Source organism: Planktotalea arctica (assembly GCF_002105285.1).
GTDB classification, from domain to species: domain Bacteria; phylum Pseudomonadota; class Alphaproteobacteria; order Rhodobacterales; family Rhodobacteraceae; genus Planktotalea; species Planktotalea arctica.
In genome coordinates, this window is record NZ_MUHR01000013.1 from 210,918 (window position 1) to 231,815 (window position 20,898).

Annotated in this window: 22 protein-coding genes; 7 read left to right on the plus strand and 15 right to left on the minus strand. The window is 55.7% G+C overall.

Annotated features, from left to right (window positions below; translation table 11 throughout):
• Window positions 1–11: 11 nt before the first annotated feature.
• The 8 genes from B9P63_RS14400 to B9P63_RS14435 form a co-directional block, all read right to left on the minus strand.
• Window positions 12–293: a helix-turn-helix transcriptional regulator gene (locus B9P63_RS14400; RefSeq protein ID WP_085310000.1), complete on the minus strand. Its 282-nt coding sequence runs from the start codon at window positions 291–293 to the stop codon at window positions 12–14.
• Window positions 294–479: 186 nt separating this feature from the next.
• The gene (locus B9P63_RS14405) at window positions 480–881 is read right to left on the minus strand and encodes a DUF2285 domain-containing protein (protein ID WP_245830692.1); all 402 of its coding nucleotides are present in this window, start codon (window positions 879–881) and stop codon (window positions 480–482) included.
• A 121-nt stretch (window positions 882–1,002) separates the two neighbouring features.
• Window positions 1,003–1,251, minus strand: coding sequence for a transcriptional regulator domain-containing protein (locus B9P63_RS19650; protein WP_085310004.1), 249 nt, complete (start codon window positions 1,249–1,251; stop codon window positions 1,003–1,005).
• A gap of 113 nt (window positions 1,252–1,364) precedes the next feature.
• The gene (locus B9P63_RS19455) at window positions 1,365–1,628 is read right to left on the minus strand and encodes a DNA -binding domain-containing protein (protein ID WP_281252357.1); all 264 of its coding nucleotides are present in this window, start codon (window positions 1,626–1,628) and stop codon (window positions 1,365–1,367) included.
• Window positions 1,629–1,749: 121 nt separating this feature from the next.
• Complete coding sequence (locus B9P63_RS14420; RefSeq protein ID WP_085310008.1) at window positions 1,750–2,004, minus strand: helix-turn-helix domain-containing protein; 255 nt, start codon at window positions 2,002–2,004, stop codon at window positions 1,750–1,752.
• A 190-nt stretch (window positions 2,005–2,194) separates the two neighbouring features.
• Entirely contained in the window at window positions 2,195–2,518 is a 324-nt protein-coding gene (locus tag B9P63_RS14425; protein ID WP_085310010.1) for a DUF736 domain-containing protein, read from the minus strand.
• A 702-nt stretch (window positions 2,519–3,220) separates the two neighbouring features.
• Window positions 3,221–3,544, minus strand: a complete 324-nt coding sequence (locus tag B9P63_RS14430; RefSeq protein ID WP_245830694.1) for a hypothetical protein — start codon at window positions 3,542–3,544, stop codon at window positions 3,221–3,223.
• Window positions 3,545–3,820: 276 nt separating this feature from the next.
• Entirely contained in the window at window positions 3,821–4,762 is a 942-nt protein-coding gene (locus B9P63_RS14435; protein WP_217806511.1) for a DUF2493 domain-containing protein, read from the minus strand.
• Between B9P63_RS14435 and B9P63_RS14440 the strand changes: the two genes are divergently transcribed.
• Window positions 4,761–5,054, plus strand: a complete 294-nt coding sequence (locus tag B9P63_RS14440) for a hypothetical protein (RefSeq protein ID WP_176219164.1) — start codon at window positions 4,761–4,763, stop codon at window positions 5,052–5,054. The genes B9P63_RS14435 and B9P63_RS14440 overlap by 2 nt on opposite strands.
• On the opposite strand, the gene B9P63_RS14445 is transcribed toward B9P63_RS14440, so the two are convergent.
• The 4 genes from B9P63_RS14445 to B9P63_RS14460 form a co-directional block, all read right to left on the minus strand.
• Window positions 5,051–6,133, minus strand: a complete 1,083-nt coding sequence (locus B9P63_RS14445) for a DUF7146 domain-containing protein (RefSeq protein WP_085310016.1) — start codon at window positions 6,131–6,133, stop codon at window positions 5,051–5,053. The genes B9P63_RS14440 and B9P63_RS14445 overlap by 4 nt on opposite strands.
• A 60-nt stretch (window positions 6,134–6,193) precedes the next feature.
• The gene (locus tag B9P63_RS14450) at window positions 6,194–6,394 is read right to left on the minus strand and encodes a hypothetical protein (protein WP_085310018.1); all 201 of its coding nucleotides are present in this window, start codon (window positions 6,392–6,394) and stop codon (window positions 6,194–6,196) included.
• Window positions 6,395–6,468: 74 nt separating this feature from the next.
• Window positions 6,469–8,532, minus strand: coding sequence for a ParB/RepB/Spo0J family partition protein (locus B9P63_RS14455; RefSeq protein WP_085310020.1), 2,064 nt, complete (start codon window positions 8,530–8,532; stop codon window positions 6,469–6,471).
• A gap of 122 nt (window positions 8,533–8,654) precedes the next feature.
• The gene (locus tag B9P63_RS14460; RefSeq protein ID WP_085310021.1) at window positions 8,655–9,848 is read right to left on the minus strand and encodes a DUF932 domain-containing protein; all 1,194 of its coding nucleotides are present in this window, start codon (window positions 9,846–9,848) and stop codon (window positions 8,655–8,657) included.
• 212 nt (window positions 9,849–10,060) lie between these two features.
• Here B9P63_RS14460 and B9P63_RS14465 point away from each other — a divergent pair, with 212 nt between their 5' ends.
• Window positions 10,061–10,717, plus strand: coding sequence for a DUF6088 family protein (locus tag B9P63_RS14465; protein WP_085310077.1), 657 nt, complete (start codon window positions 10,061–10,063; stop codon window positions 10,715–10,717).
• Window positions 10,714–11,835, plus strand: a complete 1,122-nt coding sequence (locus tag B9P63_RS14470) for a nucleotidyl transferase AbiEii/AbiGii toxin family protein (RefSeq protein ID WP_085310023.1) — start codon at window positions 10,714–10,716, stop codon at window positions 11,833–11,835. Before B9P63_RS14465 ends, B9P63_RS14470 begins: the two co-directional genes overlap by 4 nt.
• Window positions 11,836–11,919: 84 nt before the next feature.
• On the opposite strand, the gene B9P63_RS14475 is transcribed toward B9P63_RS14470, so the two are convergent.
• The 3 genes from B9P63_RS14475 to B9P63_RS14485 form a co-directional block, all read right to left on the minus strand.
• Window positions 11,920–12,852 (minus strand): alpha/beta hydrolase, encoded by a 933-nt coding sequence (locus tag B9P63_RS14475; protein ID WP_139816265.1) that lies wholly within the window; start codon window positions 12,850–12,852, stop codon window positions 11,920–11,922.
• Window positions 12,853–12,924: 72 nt separating this feature from the next.
• A complete protein-coding gene (locus tag B9P63_RS14480; RefSeq protein ID WP_085310027.1) occupies window positions 12,925–13,995 on the minus strand; it encodes an alpha/beta fold hydrolase in 1,071 nt (356 codons plus the stop codon).
• A gap of 334 nt (window positions 13,996–14,329) precedes the next feature.
• Complete coding sequence (locus B9P63_RS14485; protein ID WP_085310029.1) at window positions 14,330–14,665, minus strand: DnaJ family domain-containing protein; 336 nt, start codon at window positions 14,663–14,665, stop codon at window positions 14,330–14,332.
• 516 nt (window positions 14,666–15,181) lie between these two features.
• Between B9P63_RS14485 and B9P63_RS14490 the strand changes: the two genes are divergently transcribed.
• From B9P63_RS14490 to B9P63_RS14505, 4 genes are all read left to right on the plus strand, one after another.
• A complete protein-coding gene (locus tag B9P63_RS14490; protein ID WP_085310031.1) occupies window positions 15,182–16,606 on the plus strand; it encodes a hypothetical protein in 1,425 nt (474 codons plus the stop codon).
• Window positions 16,607–16,812: 206 nt separating this feature from the next.
• On the plus strand, window positions 16,813–17,982 hold the full coding sequence (locus tag B9P63_RS14495) for a dsDNA nuclease domain-containing protein (protein WP_085310033.1): 1,170 nt from the start codon (window positions 16,813–16,815) through the stop codon (window positions 17,980–17,982).
• Between the two features lie 44 nt (window positions 17,983–18,026).
• Entirely contained in the window at window positions 18,027–18,542 is a 516-nt protein-coding gene (locus B9P63_RS14500) for a hypothetical protein (protein ID WP_217806512.1), read from the plus strand.
• Window positions 18,542–20,455, plus strand: a complete 1,914-nt coding sequence (locus B9P63_RS14505) for a coiled-coil domain-containing protein (RefSeq protein ID WP_139816267.1) — start codon at window positions 18,542–18,544, stop codon at window positions 20,453–20,455. The genes B9P63_RS14500 and B9P63_RS14505 overlap by 1 nt, the downstream gene beginning before the upstream one ends.
• The last annotated feature ends 443 nt before the right edge of the window (window positions 20,456–20,898 follow it).

Sequence of the window (20,898 nt, forward strand, 5' to 3'; positions counted from 1 at the left end):
CGTCCGACGGATCAGCGTGACTGGCTGCCGGAGCGGGTCAGCGCGACAGGGTCATGATGTTTGGCCGGTAGGACTGACCCGCGCGGGTCAGACGTCGATGTGACGGCACCGCGATTGGCCCAGGCTTGCAGATCTTCGATGGAATAGACGACCCGTCCGCCAAGCTTGTGGTACGCGGGGCCTGTCCCATAAGTGCGGTGTTTTTCCAATGTGCGGCCGGACAGGCTGAGAAAACGCGCCGCTTCGGGCGTGCGTAGGTAGCGTGGCGGCAAGTCGGTTGTATTTGCTGGCATGATCGGGCCTCCGTGGGTTCCAATGCAGCCACCTGAGAGGGGCGGCGGATTGCGGCCACGATGGCGAAGAAGAACTGGGAAGGGGGATGGGGAAGTAAAGGGTGCAAAAATCGCACCCCTTTGACCCAGTCACAGCTCCAGCCGCGAACACCACTTAGATGCATGCGCAATATGAATGGTCGCGTGTTACTTCCGGCGGCGCTGACGCAAAAGGCTGCGATATCCGCCATCAATCATGGCCCGACCGTCCCGGACGAGGCTGATCGTGCTGTCCCGCAGCGCCGAGGTCTTCCAGACGTCTGCGGCAATGCGGGATTTGCCGTAGAGGACTTTTCCAATGTCGCGGTAACTCGCCCCATCGATGTGCCCGTCAATTGCCTGCAGCATCCGGCGCAACCTTTGACGACGCTGCGCAGTCAGTCGTCCATTCGGCGCTGACGGACGACCCTGTAGCATGCGCCAGAGGCGGAGGGCTGCTTCGATGCGATCCAGAACGGCGTCATCGAGCGGTATGACCGCCACGAGGGGCGTGTCGGGCCCTGCGTCATCAATGAACAGAACGCGCAGCGCTCCAAGGTCATCGGACAAAGTCAAACTCGTTCCATCCGGGTCGCGCATGGTGGTGTCCGGTTCGACCGGCGGGAATTTGACGGGTTGAAGACCTGCGATTGGCGATCTGGACGAAAGGATCACCGTGCCCGGATCTGTCTCAGGCTGCCAATAGACAACCGCCTGCAGGGCAGTCCGCTGGGGATTGATCGGGAAATCGTAACCCCCAAGACCGACGCATCATGTGCGTCAGATCACGGGGGTCCTCTTTCCTCTCAGTGGCGCGGGCATACTCGTGCTGGTAGTCCGTATTTCGACGCAACCATTCCCATGCGAGGTCCGGTGCCGTCAGGGATTCGACATAGTCATACTCTGATGCCGAGCGCCAACGCGATGGGTCTCGGGGCATTTCAATCCTCCGGACGGGCACATTGGTTTAAGGGTTAGAGTTTCAATAAAATGGCGAGTCGAAACAAGCTGGCAAAGTGCGTAAAATAGGGGCACTGGCAGAATTCTGCTGGATCAGCGCGGTGATTTACCCAAAAGTTGCCGATATCCATGCTCGGTCATCCAGTGAGCGCGGGCCAGATGGCTGTCATGAATGTGCCGCGCACGTTCAGGATCAATGGAGGGATCAAGCGAAAACAGGACGGACACGACCTCTCGCCAATCCGCACTGTCGGCATAGGCGTCCAAGAGGCGCATGTAGAGTGTGACATGCGTCCGGTCGTAATCTGTCAGAACCGCACTTTCAGGCGGTGCATCAAGGAAGTCTGCGTTCGTCAACGTGCCCCCCTTGTTCGGCACGTTACTGCCGATTGAAGCGTCTGTTAACCATTTCCAACCTTCGCGCGCCGGAGCCCCCAATTTCATGCAATGACGCAGTCAACTGGTTGAGCAATCTGCTCTAACGGGTTCCTTTGCCAACCTCATCGGACTCGTTAATCAACACACCTTCGCCTTGAGCGGTCGTCAGAAATACGATGCCGACGGCTTCAAGCGCCCGGCGCACCTGATCATCGGTCGACTCGAAGACCCGCTTGCCGTGGGGCGACTCGAGGCGTTTCAACGCGGTCAATGAGACCAGGGCCCGTTCAGCGAGCGTTTCCTGAGTCCAACCAAGTAACGCGCGCGCGGCCCGTGTTTGTCGGGCGGTGATCATGCATGATCACCTCCACGGACACATCTGCGCACGCCAGAACTACGACTATATTAGTCGTTCTTGGCGTTGATGGCGAGTGATTATCTGTTTTTGAGCAGGTGTTTGGCGGAAATCGCCCAATCCGATTCGGTTGGGTCTTGAAGTGCGTGTCCCCGCCCGGTGCGTCCGGGCGGGGTTGTGCTGCGGTGGCTCAGTCGCCGTTGCGGCGGACCGGGCGGGACCAGATCAGGCTGTAGGCGTCGCCGTCCTCCTCGTCGAAGAGGTTGGCGTAGATCGGAGCGGTGAAGCTCGGATCGTCCAGCTTGAGGCCCAGATACGCGCGGCCTTCGTTGGAGGTCTTCGACCAGGCGGCTCCGATTTCGGCGCGGCCCACGAGGACGCGGTGGCTTGGGGCGTTCTCGCTGGTCTGGCTGGTTTCGGGAACGATGCGGACGTTCTTGGCCTGAACGTTGAGGGTGACGATTTCGCCGGTGTATTCGGTGCCGGACTTCTTGAAGGTGCCGATGGTTGCCATTGTGGTTCTCCTTGATCAGATGTTTTCGAGCCCGCACCATTGCGGCCTCGATGGAGATCGACAGGCCGGAGGCGACCGGCGGCTCACCCGGCACGGGCCGGAACATCAGTGGAGGACGGGGACGGGAGACTTTCTTGTCGCGCGAGGAATGGCGGCGCAGCCGACTGGGGAAGAAAGTCGACCAACCCCGTTGAGCCTTAGGCGGTCGAGGCGCAGCCGTCCTTCGGCCAGATCAGTCCATTGACGAGGCCATATGGAGCGGTCGACCAAGGCAGAGATGATCAGTGGAGACCTTGGCACCCATAGGCACCCCATGGGGTCAGGCACGACCGAATTTCCGACAATCGTCTCGCGATTCAGGCCAAATGACCTGGAGCTTCATAGTTCCAAACAGCCTTTGCGAGACCGCTGCCGCCACAGACTGTGACGTGCCGCGTTGAACGGAACTGCCTTGAAGACAATCGAGGTGGCCCCGCTACGTCATGGCTCAAGCTGCCCATCCCAGCGGTCCCCACTCGGTCACTCATCGAAAACATCGAGAGTTAAGCGACGGCCCTGATCTTCTTTCCGGCCAAACCCATGCGGCTAAGCTTCGCTGGCTATTTCCGTGCGTGGATCGGGTGGGGCTACGCCTGCTATCCGAAACAATGCGGTGAAGCCGACTGCCACAGCACCGATGATTGCGACGACTATCTGCCATGTTTAGGACGGCATCGCGAATCTGGTGATGCCAAGGGTCGCCGCATACCCGGCAATCGCAGCGGGACCTGCAAAGAAGGCTGCAACGAGGGCGCGGACCCAGAGGGGCCGTGCGAAAGCGAACGCAAGTTGGCCGACAATCGCCACGGCACCTGCGGCAACTGCGCCCAAAAGGACCCCCCCGACGGCCCCCGTTCCAGTCTCATAGGCCCACACTCCGACCGTGACGCCCGCGAGCAGTGGCAACGCATAGACGGCTAGGGTGAACACGAGCCAACAGAGAAACCCGACGGTGACGAGCAAGAGGACGATATTGAGAACAAGCATGGTGAATGCCTCCGTGCTAATCGGTTGAATGATTACGCCATCCACCACCACCTCAGCGCAACCGAATGGTAGTTCAAAAAGCGGGTTTTTGGTAGTCTTGAGCATTGTGACCGGGAGTGATCGGCGAGAATTTGCAACTGATCACACGCCTTCGAACTGAAGTTTCAATGGGACCAGCGTGACGCGAACTCGGACAGTGAGACCTGATCGGTGTCACGGGTAGTGTCTGGAGCGTATTGGCATCTGGATGTTCAGTATTGCTCGTAAATGCAGCGCTCACGCGCTGCACCCTTTGCGAAAATCAAAGGCCTTGATGCCGAGCTTGCGGGCCTTGTCTGCGAAATTATCTTGGATGCCTGTGCCGGGGAAGATAATGACGCCGATGGGCAGGACGTCGAGGATCTGATCGTTGCGCTTGAAGGGGGCGGCTTTGGCGTGGCGCGTCCAGTCGGGCTTGAAGGCAACTTGTGTGACCTTGCGGGTCTCGGCCCATTTGGCAGCGATCAGTTCGGCACCGCGCGGCGATCCGCCATGCAGCAGCACCATGTCGGTGTGCTTGGAATGAACCTTGTCGAGGGTATCCCAGATCAATCGGTGATCATTGAACTCGAGCCCACCGGTGAAGGCAATTTTGGTTCCTGCTGGCAGATAGACTTCAGTATCTGCTCGGGTTTTTGCGGCAAGGAAGTCCCGACTGTCGATCATGGCCGCAGTGAGATTGCGGTGATTGACCCGTGATCCGGTGCGGGTCGCCCAAGGGGAGCCCGTCAGACGCAGATAATGCTCGGCGGCATGGTCGCGGAAGATCTCCATGCAGTCGCGGCGGTTGAGGAGCGTTTGGCCGGTCGCGATCAGATGTTCGAGCTGGACGGATTTGACCTCTGAGCCGTCCTGTTCGCGCTGGCGGCGTTTTTGCGCCTGTTCGTTGTCGTCGAGTTTGCGTTCGATCCGGTCGGTCGCGCGATGGAACATGTTGACTGCCGACCAGAGCATCTCGTCGAGATCGGCATCGAGGCTGGTGTCGGCCATCGTGGCGACAAGGGCGTCGAAGATGTCGCTGACGGCACCTGCGATCAGGCGATCTTCGGGTACGTCGCGGGGGTCGGGGTCGTTTTCGGAATGACGGTAGCCGTAGAGTTCCAGATCGCTGCAGATGGCGTGGGTGGGGGACGCGTCGTGGTGTGGCTCGGCATCTGTGTGGTGGGGATCGGCATACATGGTGTGCTCCTTCGTCGGTTTGACCGCGACCGCCGCGGCCTTCATGGCGCCGAAAGAGGGCAGGCGGGGCGGACCTGCACCCGCATGGGCCGCAGCGCAGCGGAGGAGGCTGGAGGCCGGTTCTTTTGGCTCGCGATGGAAAGGCGGCTCTGCCGCCGCCGGAAAAGAACCGGGCGCAGGCGTTGCGGGTCCGTTCCGTTTGCCGTCCGGTCGCCCTCCCAAGAAGGCCGGGGTCGCGCGTCCCACCGAGCTGGGGGCACCTCCCTTGCTGGTCACAGCGGGGGTGCACTAGCCGGGTGCGGCCTCGTTCGCGGTCAAAGCTGCAGCATCCATGAAGCGGGCGACGTCTTCCGGCGCGATCTGGACCCGAAGCGCGTTTCGGAGGGCATCGGCTCCAAGCAGGCGGAGATCGTCGTTGAAATCACCGAACTGCGGTGACAGGGGGATAGCCTCGATGCCTACCTCTTCGGCGCGTTGGGTCAGGCGAGCCGATGCACCATCGCCGGCTGGATCGTTGTCACGGACGATATAGAGGCGTTGGAGGGACAGTGGGAAGCGGATGGAGGCAAGATGGGCAGCGGACAGCGCTGCGGCCATCGGCAGATTGGGCAGGATAATTCTGAGCGACAGAATGGTTTCGATGCCTTCACCTGCTGCCATGACATCGCGTGCGGTGCCAAACCGGACAGCGTGGCCGAGCAAATTGCCCATCGCACGGCGAGGCGTGTCGATTGGGGCTTTGCCCAAGTTTGTCTTCGAGAAGCCGTTCGGATCAAGCCACGTGCGATGTGCGCCGGTGATCGCGCCATTGAGATCGGTGACCGATGCGATGAGGGCGGGCCAGATTTCGGTCTCGGAATGCCGATCTGGTCGGTAGTAGCATCGCGGATGAAACCGCAGGCTTGCGGTGTTGTTCAATGCTGTCAGTCCACGGTTGTGCAGGTATTCTTCGGCCAGCGTCCCCGCAATCGGCTGCGACATGGCAATGAGCCGCTTGGCTGCTTTCGGCGATCCGGTCGGTGCGGGATCAGATCGGGACGCTATGTCGTCTGGGCGTTTTGGAGGCGGCAGGCTGAGAAATCGCCGGGCCTCTTGTGCGATATCGGCAAAATCGACGAAACCGCAGGTCTCGCGTATGATGTCGAGCAGATCGCCATGCTCTCCGGTGGCTGCATCGGTCCATTTCCCTGCAGCACCTTTGCCGGAAAGCGGCCCTTTGAGACGGACAAACAGGGAGCGTCCGGGCGTGTTGCGGGCATCGCCAACCATCCAGTAACCGCCTTCACGATGCCCGTTCGATAGGTAGTGCCGACAAACAGCTTCAGCATCGCTGGCGAGCGCTTCGGTCAGATCGACAATGGAACGGGACATATTGATACCTCCAATGAAAAAAGGGCCCACCTCGCGGAGGACCCAGTGGGGAGTACGTTGTCATTCCGCGGCGGTGCACTGCTTGTCCTGCCTCGTATCGTCAGGATGGCCGGGGCCATCGTCTTGGTCGATAGCCCAATTGCCGTCATTTCGGCGCTCCGCTGCGATTGGGGCCATTTTTGGCGTTTCAATTGTGCGACGTTCAGCTTCCCAAACGGCGAAGTCGAAGGTCGAGGCGGGTGTGGTGTCTGGTTCGGTCATCGGAGTGCTCTTGCTATAAAAGAGGAAGGACCCGGCGTGAGGGCCGGGTCCATGGTTGGTTGAGGGAGACTGAGCTACTCGGCTGCGACCGGTTCGACCTCAGGCGTATCGTCCGCACCGGGTATATCCGCTGCTTCGATGGGGCTGTCAGCGCCGGTCTCGGCTACCGCTGGCTTATCCGCTTCTGATACTGTGGCATCGTCGCCCGGTGTGCGCAGTGGTTCGGGCAACCAGCCGGTCCCATGCAGCAACTCTTCGGCGGCAGTCACCATCTCAGGCTTCTTCAAGCCCGTGATCCGGTTAGCGGCATCGTCACCTTTGGCCTCCCGCACCGCTTCGAGAATCTGCGCCTTGGTCACGCGTGACAGGTAGGCCTCCGCCGTTGGTGTCCAGCCCACTGCGGCCATGTCGAGCCTCAGCGCAGTGGCCAGAATGTCGGCATGGGCAAGTGCCCCAGGGCGGCGATTGTAGGCCGCTTGCACCGCGTTGAGCGTCAGCGACACGCAATGGGCGAAGAGGGCCTGACGGCTGTCACTGTCGAAGTCGATCAGCACCTCCCACAGGTCTTCCGGAGCTTTGGGCAGGTGCTTGACCCAGTTCTCAGACCGCGCCTCGATGGCCTGTGCCGAGGGGGTATCGGCCAGACCGGGGGCTTGGGCGGAGAAGGCGGCGCTGCGCGGGTCGATCTCGATGCAGCTGTTGAGGCCGTAGCGGTAGAACAGCTTGAGCGTCAGCACATGCAGGGCTGCCACGAAGGCGATATGTGGATCGCCCGCAAGTGCGTCGCGCAGGGCCAGCGTTCGATGTGCCGTCAGTTCCGTGACGAGGCGGTCAGAGAGCGGTTTGATGCCGTCGTCTTCGTCCTCCTCGTCATGTGGTGCTCCGGCGTCAGGATCAATGTCGGCGTCATCAACATCCGCATCGGCTGTACCCGCGTCAGGTTGATCTTCAGAGGGAAGGGCCGGCTCGTCTTCCGGACGCACATAGCCGCGTTCGACGCGCAGCCGCCCCGAACTGTCGATGCTGACGAAGGCCCCGGCGATTGCCAACTCGTCCTCCTCGAAGCGGACCGGACGATCCTGCAACGTCTCCATCGCCGTCTCGATCTCGCCCAACCGCGCATCGACCTCGTCTGGCAATTCGTCGGCATCGGCATGATCTGCCTCAAGTTTCTCGAACTCCGTCTTGAGCGCATCGTAGGTCGCCACTTCCTCGTCGGTCATCGGTTCGACCTCACCCGCCATGCGCCGCATGCCGTAGGTGTGGCCATAGGGAAAGTCGGTATCCACCTCGAACCAGTGCCAACCTTCGGCCTGAATGGCCTCGGCATCTTCGCGCAGCTTTTCGGTGACCATCAGGCCGAGCAGTCCGGCATCCTGCAGCCAACCAACATCATCGGTCTGGAACAGGTCGCGCAGGATCGCACCGCCCGCATCCACATAGGCGTCCAGCCCGACATATTGCGCGCGACGGTCGGAGGCGCGCACCGCGCCTTCTGTGAGCATGCGGCGGATTTCATAGGGCTGCTTGGAGTAGTGCCGCTGCAACGCTTCCCAGACCTGTTCCTGCCGTTCGTGGTCGGGATTGACCGTGAAGGCCATCAGCTGGTCGAGAGTCATTTCCTCCTCGGCATAGGCGTCGAGCAGGGACGGCGCGACGGCGGCAAGCTTGAGCCGCTGTTTGACAATGCTGGCCGAGACGAAGAACGCGGCCGCGATCTCTTCCTCGCTCTTGCCCTTCTCGGGCATCGCCTGAAAGGCGCGAAACTGGTCGAGTGGATGCAAAGGCGCGCGCTGGATATTTTCCGCCAAGCTGTCTTCCTCGGCGAGGCCGTCTGTGCGGATGATGCAGGGCACAGGTGCGGTGCGATTGAGGCGTTTCTGCTTGACGAGAAATTCCAGCGCCCGGAAACGCCGCCCGCCCGCCGGGATTTCGAACATGCCAGTCTCTGCGCCGCTCTCGTCCAGAACGGGCCGGACCGTCAGGCTGGCCAGCAGGGTGCGCCGGGCGATGTCCTCGGCCAGCTCCTCAATCGACACACCCGCCTTGGTGTGACGGACGTTGGACTGGCTGAGCAGGAGCTTGTTGAAGGGGATATCGCGCGAGGCGCTGAGGGTGATTTTCTGTTGCTTGGTCATCGGGGTTCTCCGCGACGGGCCGGTCGGGAACCTCTCTCGACCTTCAAACCCGTCACGAAAAACCCGACCCACCTCTTCCTCTGGGGAAGGGACGGACCGGGACAATCTGGGTGCGACGTTGTTCAGGCGGCAGCTTCCAGAAGCTTCTTGGCGCGGGTTTCCATTTCCAACCGCGCGTCTTGCTGGGGTTTGTTGCGCGCGACCGCCGTGATGCCCTGCACGAAATCAAAGACGCTTTCGGGCGGGCGGTCTTCTTCGGTCAGGACGGCGTCGATGATTGTCGACGCCGCTGCTTTCGAGAACCCGCGCTTGCGCAGAAAATCGGACCGATCGTCGTCGTTGCGGGCGACAATCTTCTCGCGCGCGGCGCGGATGCCGTCGATGAAGGGCGCGGGCGATGAGTTGGCGAAATTCTTGAGGGCCGGGGCGGCCTCATGCGCGAAACGGGATGCGGCATATTTCGAGTGACGGATTTTGATCTCTTGGAAATCCTCGACGCCCCAGAGGTTGCGGTTTTGGCAGACGGCACGGAGGTAGAAGCTGGCGATGCCCAGCGTTTTGGCACCGACTTCCGAATTCCAGCAATAGAACCCGCGGAAATAGAGGTCTGGCGAACCATCGGGCAGGATCCCCGCCTCGATCGGGTTCATGTCGTCGACCAGGAACAGGAACACATCACGATCCGAGGCATAGAGCGTTGTTGTTTCCTTGGTCACGTCCACACGCGGATTGTAGATGCCCGTAGACCAATCCAGCACGCCCGGCACCTTCCAGCGCGTATCACCGGTGCCGTTGCCCGCGATGCGTTGCACGGCGGAGACCAGTTCGTGGTCGTAGATGCGCCCATAGTCGGGGCCGGTGACGGCACGCAGTTCCGTGCGCCCGTTCGCGACCTCCATGGTCTTGATCTGCTCTGCCCGGTGGTTGGTCAGCCCATATTGCAGGTTGATGCCTGCAAGCGGTGCGGGCAACTGACGCAGATAGGCGGCAGGCGCGCCGACAATGCTCGACAATTGTCCAAAGCTCCAATGCGTCGGCGCGATTGGTTCGTCGGCCCCGGGTAGGACCAACCCCAGTTTCTCGGGGTCATCGCGATGCGCCTCGACCCGGATCGCGGCACTCTCCACGGTCCGTGTTCGGCTCTGCTCAGCGCGGGTTTTCACAGACGCGAAGAGGTCGTCGAGGGACAGGTATCGCTCATCATCGGGGCGCGAGAACCACTCCGACGAGACGCGATCCACGTTTTCACCGCGTGACACATCAACCTTGTAACCGCCACTGGCGTTACGCCCGGCATCGATAATTTGGGTATTCATTGGGTATCTCCCGCGACGGGCGGTCGGGAGCCTCTCTCTCGACCTCCAAACCCGTCACGGGAACAGCCTCCACTCTCTCACTCCGATGGCTTTGGGGGATGAACGCTTCCTTTTTGGAACTCTGGTTGTTGAACTCAGGTGTCCGATGCTTGTATGCAAATTTCGGACAAGTCACTTCCATCATGTCCGAAATCATGCTACAGATTTCGGACATGGAACATGCATCAACAGATCTAAAGAGCGATATCCTGACACGGATTACGAATGGCACGCCGCGGGGCGTTTGGACGCCGAGGGATTTTCTGGATCTCGGCGAGCGTGATGCCGTGGACAAAGTGCTGCAACGACTGACGCGGGCAGGAGCTCTGCGCCGGGTGGATCGTGGCCTCTACGATCAACCGTCGACCAATCGCCTGACCCAGAAAGACAGCCCGGCAGATCCTCGCGAAGTGATTGATGCCATTGCACGCCGAGATCAGATACGCGTCCTTGTCGATGGGATGACGGCCGCCAACGATCTGGGTCTCACCAATGCTGTCCCGGCCAAGATCCTGGTGCATACGGATGCCCGATTGAAATCGATCTCCCTTGGCCAGCTCGACATCGTGTTCAAACCAACAGCTGCCAGCAAGCTCTATTGGGCCGGACGGCCAGCTATGCGCATTGTCCAAGCTCTGCATTGGCTACGGGATACGATGGGCCAGTCTGACGAGGATCAGGTCCTGATCCGCCGCCTGACGGCGCTTCTCAAGGATCCGACGAAAGGCAAGCGCCTTCGCGACGATCTAGAGGACGGGCTAACGACATTGCCGAGTTGGATGCAAAGCTTGTTGCGCCCGATCCTGGCAGAGCAGGCAGGTGCCGCGTGAACCCTGCGTTCGACCGCATCATCTCGGCGGATGATGAGACTCGTCTTGGCCTTTTCACGACGACAGCGCAGCGCTTGGGCACCACACCGCAGAATGTCGAAAAGGACTTTTGGGTTTGTTGGACCCTCGACGCGCTGTTCAACGGATTGCCGGACGGGCCAAGGCTTCTGTTCAAGGGTGGCACGTCCTTGTCAAAGGGCTTTGGGCTAATCCGCCGGTTCTCGGAGGATATTGACGTCACAGTGTTCCGGGACGATCTCAGAGAAGCCGCAACCATAGAAGAGCTTGAGGCCTTGAGCGGCAAGAAACGCGGCAAGGCGCTGTATGCGATCAAGGCTGCGTGCGAAACTTACATCCAGGGCCAGTTCTTTGGCGGGCTAAACGAGATTGTTTCGGACGTTGCCGGACGAAACGGCCTGAACCCAGCTCGGTTCTTTATCGAGCCTGATCCAGAAGACAGCCAGGCGTTGTACCTGCGGTATCCAACCGCGACACCGGTCGATGCCTACATCGCCAAGGCCGTGAAAATCGAGTCTGGTGCAAAATCCGCACTTGATCCCAATTCTGTGCGCAAAATTACTCCTTATCTGGCGGAAGACGTTCCGGATATTGATCTGACTGTTGGGAATGTCACCATCGTCGACGCGGAACGGACATTTTGGGACAAGATCGTGATCCTGCATGGCCTGCGCCGCTGGTTCGACATCCGTGGAGAACTGAAAGGAAGCGGTCAGCGCGTGTCGCGACACTATTACGATACCTATCAACTTCTGGGGTCGGACCTCGGCGAGAGAGCTTTGGCGGATCGCGCGCTTGGTGCCGACTGCGTTGCCCACGCGCGCATGTTTTTCAACCGCCCGGACTTTGATCTCGCGACCGCAGTGGCGCCGACATTTTCCATCAGTCCCGTTGGAAAAATGCTCGATGATCTGCGCCGCGACTACCGCGCGATGTCGGGCATGATCTTCGGACAAGCGCCGCCTTTCGATGCCGTGATCGAGCGGGTTGCTGATTTGGAGAGAAAGCTCAACACAACGCAGACGCGGTCGAAGGGGGCTTTGGATGGAAGTTCAAGAATTTTGCACAAAAGTAGTAAAGGGTCCGCAAAGCCGCCGTAGCCCCGGTGAAATCTTAAGGTCCAATGTGCGGACATAGTGTTAATTCACTGCTGTTGCGCCAAGGTCCGCTGCTGGAATTAAGTGCTAAAGCACCCGTTTGAGAAATTCGATTTGCGTGTTTATGGCTTTCAGGAAGTTCGGACTATCCTCCCACAAAAGGCCAAAGTGTCCGCCGTCAATAATGACTTTCTCTTTTGGTCCCGCTATCCTATCGAATACAGCGTTTTGCAGTTCTGGATTGCAGTGAAACATCTCATCATTCCTACCGTTCATCATCAGGACTGGCATGTTAAGGTGAGGAGCGGCAATCAAAGGAGAGCAGGGGACCGGCGTCTTCGGGATGACCCGCGTCGCCTTGTTTTCCCAGCCGCTGCCGTGCCGACCACCATACTCCAGAAACCATCGAAACGCTTGTGGCGGCGCGAGCAGCGACGGAGCGTTTATCTGATCAAGCGAGACCACAGGCATAGGGCCAGCAACGTCTGCCGGCTCACCGCGCACATCCGCGCTTTCAAATAGGTCGCGAAGGGTATCGAAGGCGGTGCCCTCCGTTGGACCCTGAGGCCAAGTTGCGCCGCACGAGGGTATTTGCGCCACGACGGCAGAAACGTCTTCGATGAGGGCACCTGCGACCAAAACGAGGCCACCGGCGTAGCTATCCCCCCAAAGAGCAACACGGTCCGCTTGCAGGGACTCTCTGAGAAACGCCACGGCGTCACGGTATCCGCGCGCCTGCACCCAGGGGTTTATCTCTTGCCTTGGTTCACCACCGCTTAGACCGAAATTTCTGTGATCATACAGGAGAACATCAAATCCGGCCTCAAAGATGGCTTCAGCATAGCGATCGATCGCCATTGTGATCGTAGCACTGGTGCCGTGGGCCATGATGACTGTAGGTCTTGCGTTCCCAGCCGAGTGGTAATGTCTGCCTTGTAACGTCGCGCCCTCCGACGCAAATTCGATATTACTGTACATGTGCTGTTCCCATCTGTGATTGATAGGAGCAATCAACCACACAGACGAAAATCCCGCATGAGGCGGATGTCCCAGTTGCAAGTCATTGATGCGCAAACCCTTGGGGCGAATGTCCTATCCGTCAGAAAGAATCTTCACGATTAATTCTGATCTGCTGCGCACACCGACTTTGTCGAGTGCCACAGTGATTTGATTACGCACCGTTTTTTCGGACTTCCCTAGAACGGCGGCAATTTCGTGGTTCCCCATTCCTTTGGCCACCAGTGCAACAACATCTTCTTCGGCATTGGTCAGATGGTAAGCGGCACGGACTGGACGATGTGTCATTGTCTCAGGCAAGAAAGCACGGAGCGTTTTGAGGAACACCTCCCAGGCAGGTTCATTTTCGAGTAAGATGTGGTTTGCGGTGTCCAGCGCAACAAACTGGGCGCCAGCAATGACGGCGGCCAGCTTGCGGCCCTCATCAAAGGGAATGCGCGCATCGTCGTTTGCATGAAAAATGAGGGCGGGCACGTCGAGCTTTGCTGCATCTGCCAAAACATCAATCTTATGCAGGATCTCCAATGTGCGGAGCGCGATTTCTGGCGATGCGCTCTCTCTTTCAAGGCGTCGCCACCAACTATGCTGTTCTGGCGTACCAGATGGAACAAAGAGGTGGGTAAACACCTGATTAAAGGCTTGCACTTCTTTGCCCCACCCAAGTCGGACCAGGTTTGCAAGGGTATCCGCCTCAAGTTGTGTATTTGTGGCGTCACCACGCGCCAGCATGCCCTGAGCATATGATCCAATCAGAATGAGCCGCTCCACTTTTTTGGGGTGCCGCAGGGCGAATGCTATGGAAAGTGCGCACCCTTGTGACAGGCCCAGAAGTGTAACAGGTCCGTCAATGGTGTTCGCCACCGCTTCCAGATCGGACAGCCAAGCATCAAAACTAATGTCTTCGACATCCCGATCCGAAAGCCCGCAACCGCGCAAATCATATCTGATGAATTGGTGATCCCGGGAAAGCTCTTGCAGCCAGTGCCGCCAGATAGGGCTTTCACCATCATGGGTCGCATGGCTTAGCCAATTGCCCGCCTTGAGAATGGTTGGGCCCTTACCCATTCTTGCAACTGCGATACGAGTCCCATCCTTGGCTGTGACGAACGAGATCTTCTGATGTGCAGGTTTGGTTGGATTGCTCATGTTCTGAGACTATCAGAAGAAGTTCCCTCAGTCAGTATGACTCCTCGGGCAATGTTGCCGAGTGATTAGCGGATCAGAGCCGCCCCCCATTGCGGACTTTCATCCACATCGCAGCATCATGCAAAGTGGGCTCTTTCAGTACCTTCGCTGCGATGTTCACGGGTGGCCGGTTCAGGGAACAATGCCGTTCGCTGCGTCATGAATAAACTTACTGACTGCGGGACTTTTGAGACCTTCGCTGCAAGTGCATCAATGCCCGGTCCGACTAACCGTTCAACAAACGGTCGTTTTTGGGAGGCCATTCGGGTGCATCTAAAGTCTATGAAAGCCCTTACTATGACGACATAAATCGTCGGCGGGCATCAACGGCAATGTTGTATCGTTGTTCTAAGTCGGCAATTAAAGCCATTGCGAGATGCTTGGTTTCGGCGGTTTCCGCATCTCTATAATTCTGCTTTGCGGCATCCAGCAGTTTCTTGATCTTGAACTCTTCGGGCAATACACCCGCCTCAGCCATGATGCGGACAGCAACGGCAGTCGCTAAATCAGTAAACGCTTCGCCTGCGCGATCCGGCAGCGGCTTGCCTTCACCCTCCAGTTCCTGAAGTTTGCCCTCCGCGAGAGCTTTCTGGATTTGACGTTCGACGAGACGATCAAGTGATTGTGCCATATTATTGTTGATAGCACCGACGGAGATACATCGCCAGAATTAAGCAACTCTCACTGTTTGCGCACCAAAAACCCTCCTATTTGGCACGCCCGCAAAAGCATTCGTTTGATGCTTCCACAAACCCCGTTCAAAACACAAGTGGTTGCTGAACGTTTTTGCCTTTACCGCGACAGCTGACATTTGCGGCATCGCAGAATTTTGGTAAAGTGGGCTCTTTCGACACCTTCGCTGCGCAATGTCCGAACGGCCGGTCTTCCTCGTTGGATCGAAATGCATGATATTTGCTCCACGCCGAGACTGCTATAAAAGTAAGGCAACTGGGCTGGTGTACAAATCGGGTGCAAAATGTGCCTGCCGGTTGTAGTTTGCCAAAATGCTTATGGGTTACGCCAGAATGTCCTGCCATTCGCCTGATCAATGGCGACTGCGTTTTGCATTCAGTCGTTGAGCGTGACAATACATTGACGTGTATTACTCCCCTCCACACGAAACTCATGACATCAAAGGGGTCATAAGTTGAAAGAAATCTCCATTGCTCGCTTCAACGCCATAGCCGGCTATGCACGCCAACCAATGTCGCAAGTCTATGGCGAGGAAATCTCTTACTTTGAAGGCGCGAATGGCTTGATAATGGGAATGCTGATCAGAGACCGATCAGACGATGATTTCTCCGGCATCCTGTTCGGGCAGGACAAGAAGTTGCGCTTTCGATGGACGGCAATGACTGATTTCTTTCGGGCAAAGGAGGAGGCGCTGGATGCACTACAGCTGAGAATGCAAGAGGCGTTAATCGCCCCCGCCGAGCAGCATCACCAAGGAGACGAGGTCGGTGATCCGGTCGATTTCTTCACACCGATTCACGAACCAGAACGTTTGAACCCCCACTTCATGAATTTGGTAAACGAAGGCGCGTTTTCTCCAGCCAAAGAAATCATCGAACCAATGATGCGCTGGTACGAAGATGCTGACGGAAATTTTGTCGAACAGTTTCAAACGACTGGATTTGATCAGCGTATCTGGGAGCTATACCTTTTTTCGATGTTGATTGAGCTTGGGTATGTGATTGATCGTGAAAAAGCTGTTCCTGATTTCTGCTGTTCGGGCCTTCAAGGTCAAATGGCCATTGAAGCCGTAACCGTTGGGCCAACACGTAACGGGGAGGAAATTGTGCCTCCTCCGCCGACTGATACGCCTGAACAGCAAACGGCCTATTTGAAGGATTACATGCCGATCAAGTTTGGAAGCCCATTATATAGCAAATTGGGAAAAAAATACTGGGAACATGATCATACTGCTGGAATTCCGCTGGTATTGGCTATCGCAGATTTTTCATCTCCAGGCTCAATGGTGCATACAAAATCCGCCTTGGAGCGATACTTGTTTGGTTTTTCGTATAGCACTATTTTTGGCCAGAACGGTAGGCCAACAATAAACGCGAGCAAGATTGAAAGTCATAACTGGCAAGGAAAGACCATCCCGTCCGGATTCTTTGACATTCTAGAGGCAGAGAATATCAGTGCAGTTATTTCAACTACTGCCGGAACAGTTTCGAAATTCAATCGTATCGGATTGTCCGCAGGTTTTGGCAACGGAAAGGTTCTCATGATCCGTGAAGGCACTCTAGTCGACCACGATCCTGATGCAACAAATCCTTTATACTTCAAGGGAATTGTCAACGCTCCAGGTTATGATGAGTCATGGATTGAAAGGTTGAATGTCTATCACAACGCAAAAGCCAAAATTCCTTTGCCAGAGCATATGTTCACTAACGCTGCACATCATCACTGTGATGCAAAAGGTAACTGGACTGCAAAAACGCCGAAGTTCCACCCAATGGCATCTGTCACACAACTTCTTGCACCGGTCGATGTCGAAAAGGCATTGAAGGATGCCGACGGGGATTTGTTTAGGGTTTGGAAGAAAACGCGGAAAGAAGAATAATCTCGCGTGCGCTGGCAAAGTGTGGACACCTCCTTGGTGGGTGTTGGGTGCACCGATCAACAACAACTGCAAGCTAGCCAGTTAGCGGAGTTAGCGGGCATGCAAACAAGGGCGACTGCTTTCAGGAAAATGCTCTTTCTGATTGATAAGTGAAGCAAGATATGTACCTATCGTGTATTAATGAATGCAATTGGTAAGTTTTTGAATTGGAACAAAAATTGACGACGCAGGCTTCTTGGCCGTCCGTAGATGACGCGGTTCCTGACGAAGAAGGGGGCCCGATTGCTCGTACTGGTTTTAGTTACCAGGATGAGGTCGCCGTGCGTCTCCTAATTTGCATGCTCGAAGATCCTACAATATTGAAAATTCACTGCGAGACACAGGACGACATTGTAGTTGTACGACAGCTACAGGGCGAAGCGCACCGGACTGTTGAGTATGTTCAGGTTAAGGCTGGTGAACCTGACTCCTTGTGGTCAGTTGCCAATGTGTGCGCTCGCGACAAGAAAAAGGTCGGCAGTTCGATAGCCGAAATTTCACTGGGACGCGACAAATGCAAAGAAATATCCAAATTCAGGATTGTTACACTTAGGGACGTGGTTAGCGAACTCAGGCCACTAACCTATGATTTTTCAGCCCCTGGCCGAGCAGCAGAAGTCTTGGGTATGATCCAACTTTCCAAAGAGTTTGAAACTCGCATTGGAGAGTTCAAATCCCCAAAGGGAAATGACTATGCTTTCTGGCTGGAAAATTGCATCTGGGAAGTATGCCATAGTCAAGCTTCTGTCGAACGCGACAATCTTCTTAGATTGATCCAGCTGGCGCAAGCCGAGGGGCGGCCCCTACTGCCTGAGCAAATAGAGGTAGTGCAAACCGAACTGAGGTCTAAAGCCAAAACCGCTGGCGATTTGAAATGGGGTAAAGACGGCCACCGGAAGATCATCACGCGCGCTCATCTCAGGACATGGTGGATTGCAAGGACTACAGAAATTTTCGATGGCGCCTCGGATCAATCTGGAGGAAAGCTCAAAACAAAGATGCAAGATGCCAAACTATCCGAAGATCAAATAGCTTTGGCGATTGAGCTTCGTAGAGAATATGCTGAAGAGACACGAGCACCAAAATACCTAGACACAAGTGATGTAAGCCGTCTGCAACAGCGTGCTCGCTCTGAGATTGCAACTTTGCGTGCCCAGTACATGGCTGGGGAACTCACATTAAATCCTTCGGAGTTCTATGCCCTTTGTATTAAACGCATGGATGAAATAAGTTCTGAACTAAGCGTAGACAAAGAAGATCAATCAGCTTTCCTAAAAGGTTGCCTGTATGACATTGCTGATCGCTGTCTTCTTCGCTTTACGGGGGCTTCCGCGTGAGGTCTCTGGATCGACTAGGAGGCCAACCGGTAAGTCTGCCGCTTTTGGCAGACGACATTGTCGAATTCCATGCAGCACGTCTAATGCTATTAATGCACCTATGTGGTGTTCGCGGTCGGATCAACGGCTTGACCAAAATGGCGAAGCTAGATTTTTTTGTGCGATATCCGGACTTCTTTGCTTCGGCTCAAGCATCGGAAACCAGTGACGCCGAAAACCCGGAAAATCACTCTCATGACGAACAAGTGGAATCTGCCATGGTGAGACATCATTACGGACCATGGGACAAAAGATACTACCATATACTAGCTCATCTTGAGGCTAAGGGGTTAATTTCAATCAGTAAGTCTGGAAAATCATATCAGATTGCACTTACAGAATTTGGCGCTGAAAAAGCTAAGGCGCTAGGCAAACTGAATTCCTTCTCCCAACTTGTCGGTCATATGCGTGAAGTAAAGCGAGTTTTTGGCGGAAAATCAGGCAGCTATCTCAAAGACCTAATATATCGGCTCTTTGACGAGGAAGTTGGAAAGCGTCCGATGGGAGAAAAGATCGACTAATGTCACAAAAACACTTGAGCATCTCTCGAATTGAACGACGCCGCTCCACAGGGAACACAGAATTATTGGAATTTCAAACTGGCGTAAATTTGCTAGTTGGCCCGCCCAATGCAGGCAAAACCAAGTGGCTTCAGACGCTTGATTTCTTGTTCGGCGACACCGGTGGGAACCCATATGAAGCAGACGAAGAAACAGATTTGGCCGACAAATACGATGCTGCCAGTGTCTACTTGAAAATTGGTGATGACGAGTTCGCGGTTGAGCGGCGGTGGCAGGAGGCCGGAGCTCGCTCAAAGGTATTCGTAGACGGTGACGGAAAGTCGGGCCAAGAATTCCAGCATTGGCTGATGGGCAAACTAGATATCCCAATCCTGCACTTCCCAAAGGGAAATCCAATGTCAGGCCAAACTTGGCCGGAATTAAGCTTCCGAATGCTGCTTAGGCATATTTACCGCCAACAGAGGTTTTGGAGTGATCTCGCAGATAAACAGCCAGAGAGAGAACAACATGCATGCTTGCTCCAATTTCTGGGCTTAGCGGAGGCAATCTACACTGAGGACTACGGGACACTCATACAGCTTAGGATCGACCTTGGGAAATTGGTCGCAAGAAAAGAGCAATACAGTGAAACACTTAATGATGTTGCACGGGACATCTTGGCCGACCCTGGAATGACCGTTAGCATCACCAGTGCATCACTGGTTGCAGCGCACGAACGACTTTCTGAAGAAGTAACCGGGCTTCGCGAACGCCGTATAGAAATTCTTGAAAGAAGTTCAAATTCGGAGATAGCTCCTGAATTTCGGGGGCATCTCAACAAGCTTGGGGAACGTCGTGCTACCTTGCTGACTGGACTTGAAAGGAGTCGGGAAGAGCTCAAAAAAGCGCAAGAGCGAACCGAAGAAATGAAGCGTTACCAACAACAGCTTTCTGACGAGTTGTCACGCATACAGCGTGCTGAAGATGCGGGCGCCGTCATCTCGGACATTCGAATAAGTCACTGCCCAGCCTGTGACCAAACAGTTAAATCGGTCAGTGCAAAAAGTGATAACTGTTTTCTATGCCACCAACATTTACCATCAGAGCCAGTTGTCGAAGGACTTGGAAAGGTTCGACTTCGTTTTGAACGAGATCGCCTAAAGGGGGAGTTGGACGAAGTCGAGAGCCTAGTCGGCCTCCTCTCCAAAGATGTCACTCGGTTTTCGGCAGAAATCTTCAGAAATGAGGAAGAGCTCAGGAGTGTTGAAAGAGAACTTGAGCCTTCCAGGCAAGCTGTATCAGCGGTTTCACAGGAGGAAATCAGCGCGATAGACGTGAAACTGGGTGAGGCGATTGAGCGCGAAAGACAACTAGGTAGGGTTGGTGCGGCTGTAGATCTTGGTAAGGGCCTTGATGCAAAGATAGAAGCTCTTGAAAAGAAAATCGCACCTCTGAAGAAATCAGTGGATTCCTTGTCTAATTCATTAGATTACGACGCTGCGGCTGACATGCTTGAAAACGGCATGAACGACTACCTAAATTCTCTTAACTTACATCGTCCGGGTTCTTGGCGACATAGTGGGATCAGTGTGGATTTAACAAAATCTGGCTTCAACTTTAGAGTTGGGAGACGTCGCTGGCAATCGGCTCTGGGAGGTACAGACTCGTTGTATTTTCTTATGGCGTACCACTATGGCTTGTTATCTTTAAGCAACAAACTCGATTGTCATTATCCAGGTTTGTCCATCATTGATGTACCTGGTGAATTCTCTGGCGAAGCTATCGCAGACAAGGAAAACTTCATTGTCCAGCCTTTTGTTGAGTTAATGAAACAAGACGACTTTGCAAGTGTGCAACTCATTATTACTGGCGCCGCATTCGAAAACCTTGATGGCGCAAAATTCCAGAGAATGACGGAGATTTACCTTTCTTAGATTTTCGTCTGCCGCATAAACCGCAACGTGAACCTGACCATGTAATCCGGACATTTCAGGTGAGGAAGTCAGTCCCTTCTGAGATATGCGGTTAATTCCAATGCGCAGTATGATGCACGAACGAACATGATGATCGGCCACACCCTAGCGTGTCAACCTTATGATCCGGTTCTGATATGGGTCAATTGGGTCCGTGGATATGCTGGGCAAGACGCAGATCGAGGCAGCAAGTAGCACCTAAAGATGCCGCAGAGGAGGGCCGGGTCGGGAACGTACGTGGCCCTTTGTGGCGATTCAGTGGTAAGAAGGATGAGCGATTGATGACGGCGTCCTAGGCGTGGGTGCGGGTTTCACTAATTCCCGGACACGGATTTCAGTAAATCCCGGACAGGCGTTTCAGTAATTACCGGACAGGTATTTCACTAATTCCCGGACAGCTCTGG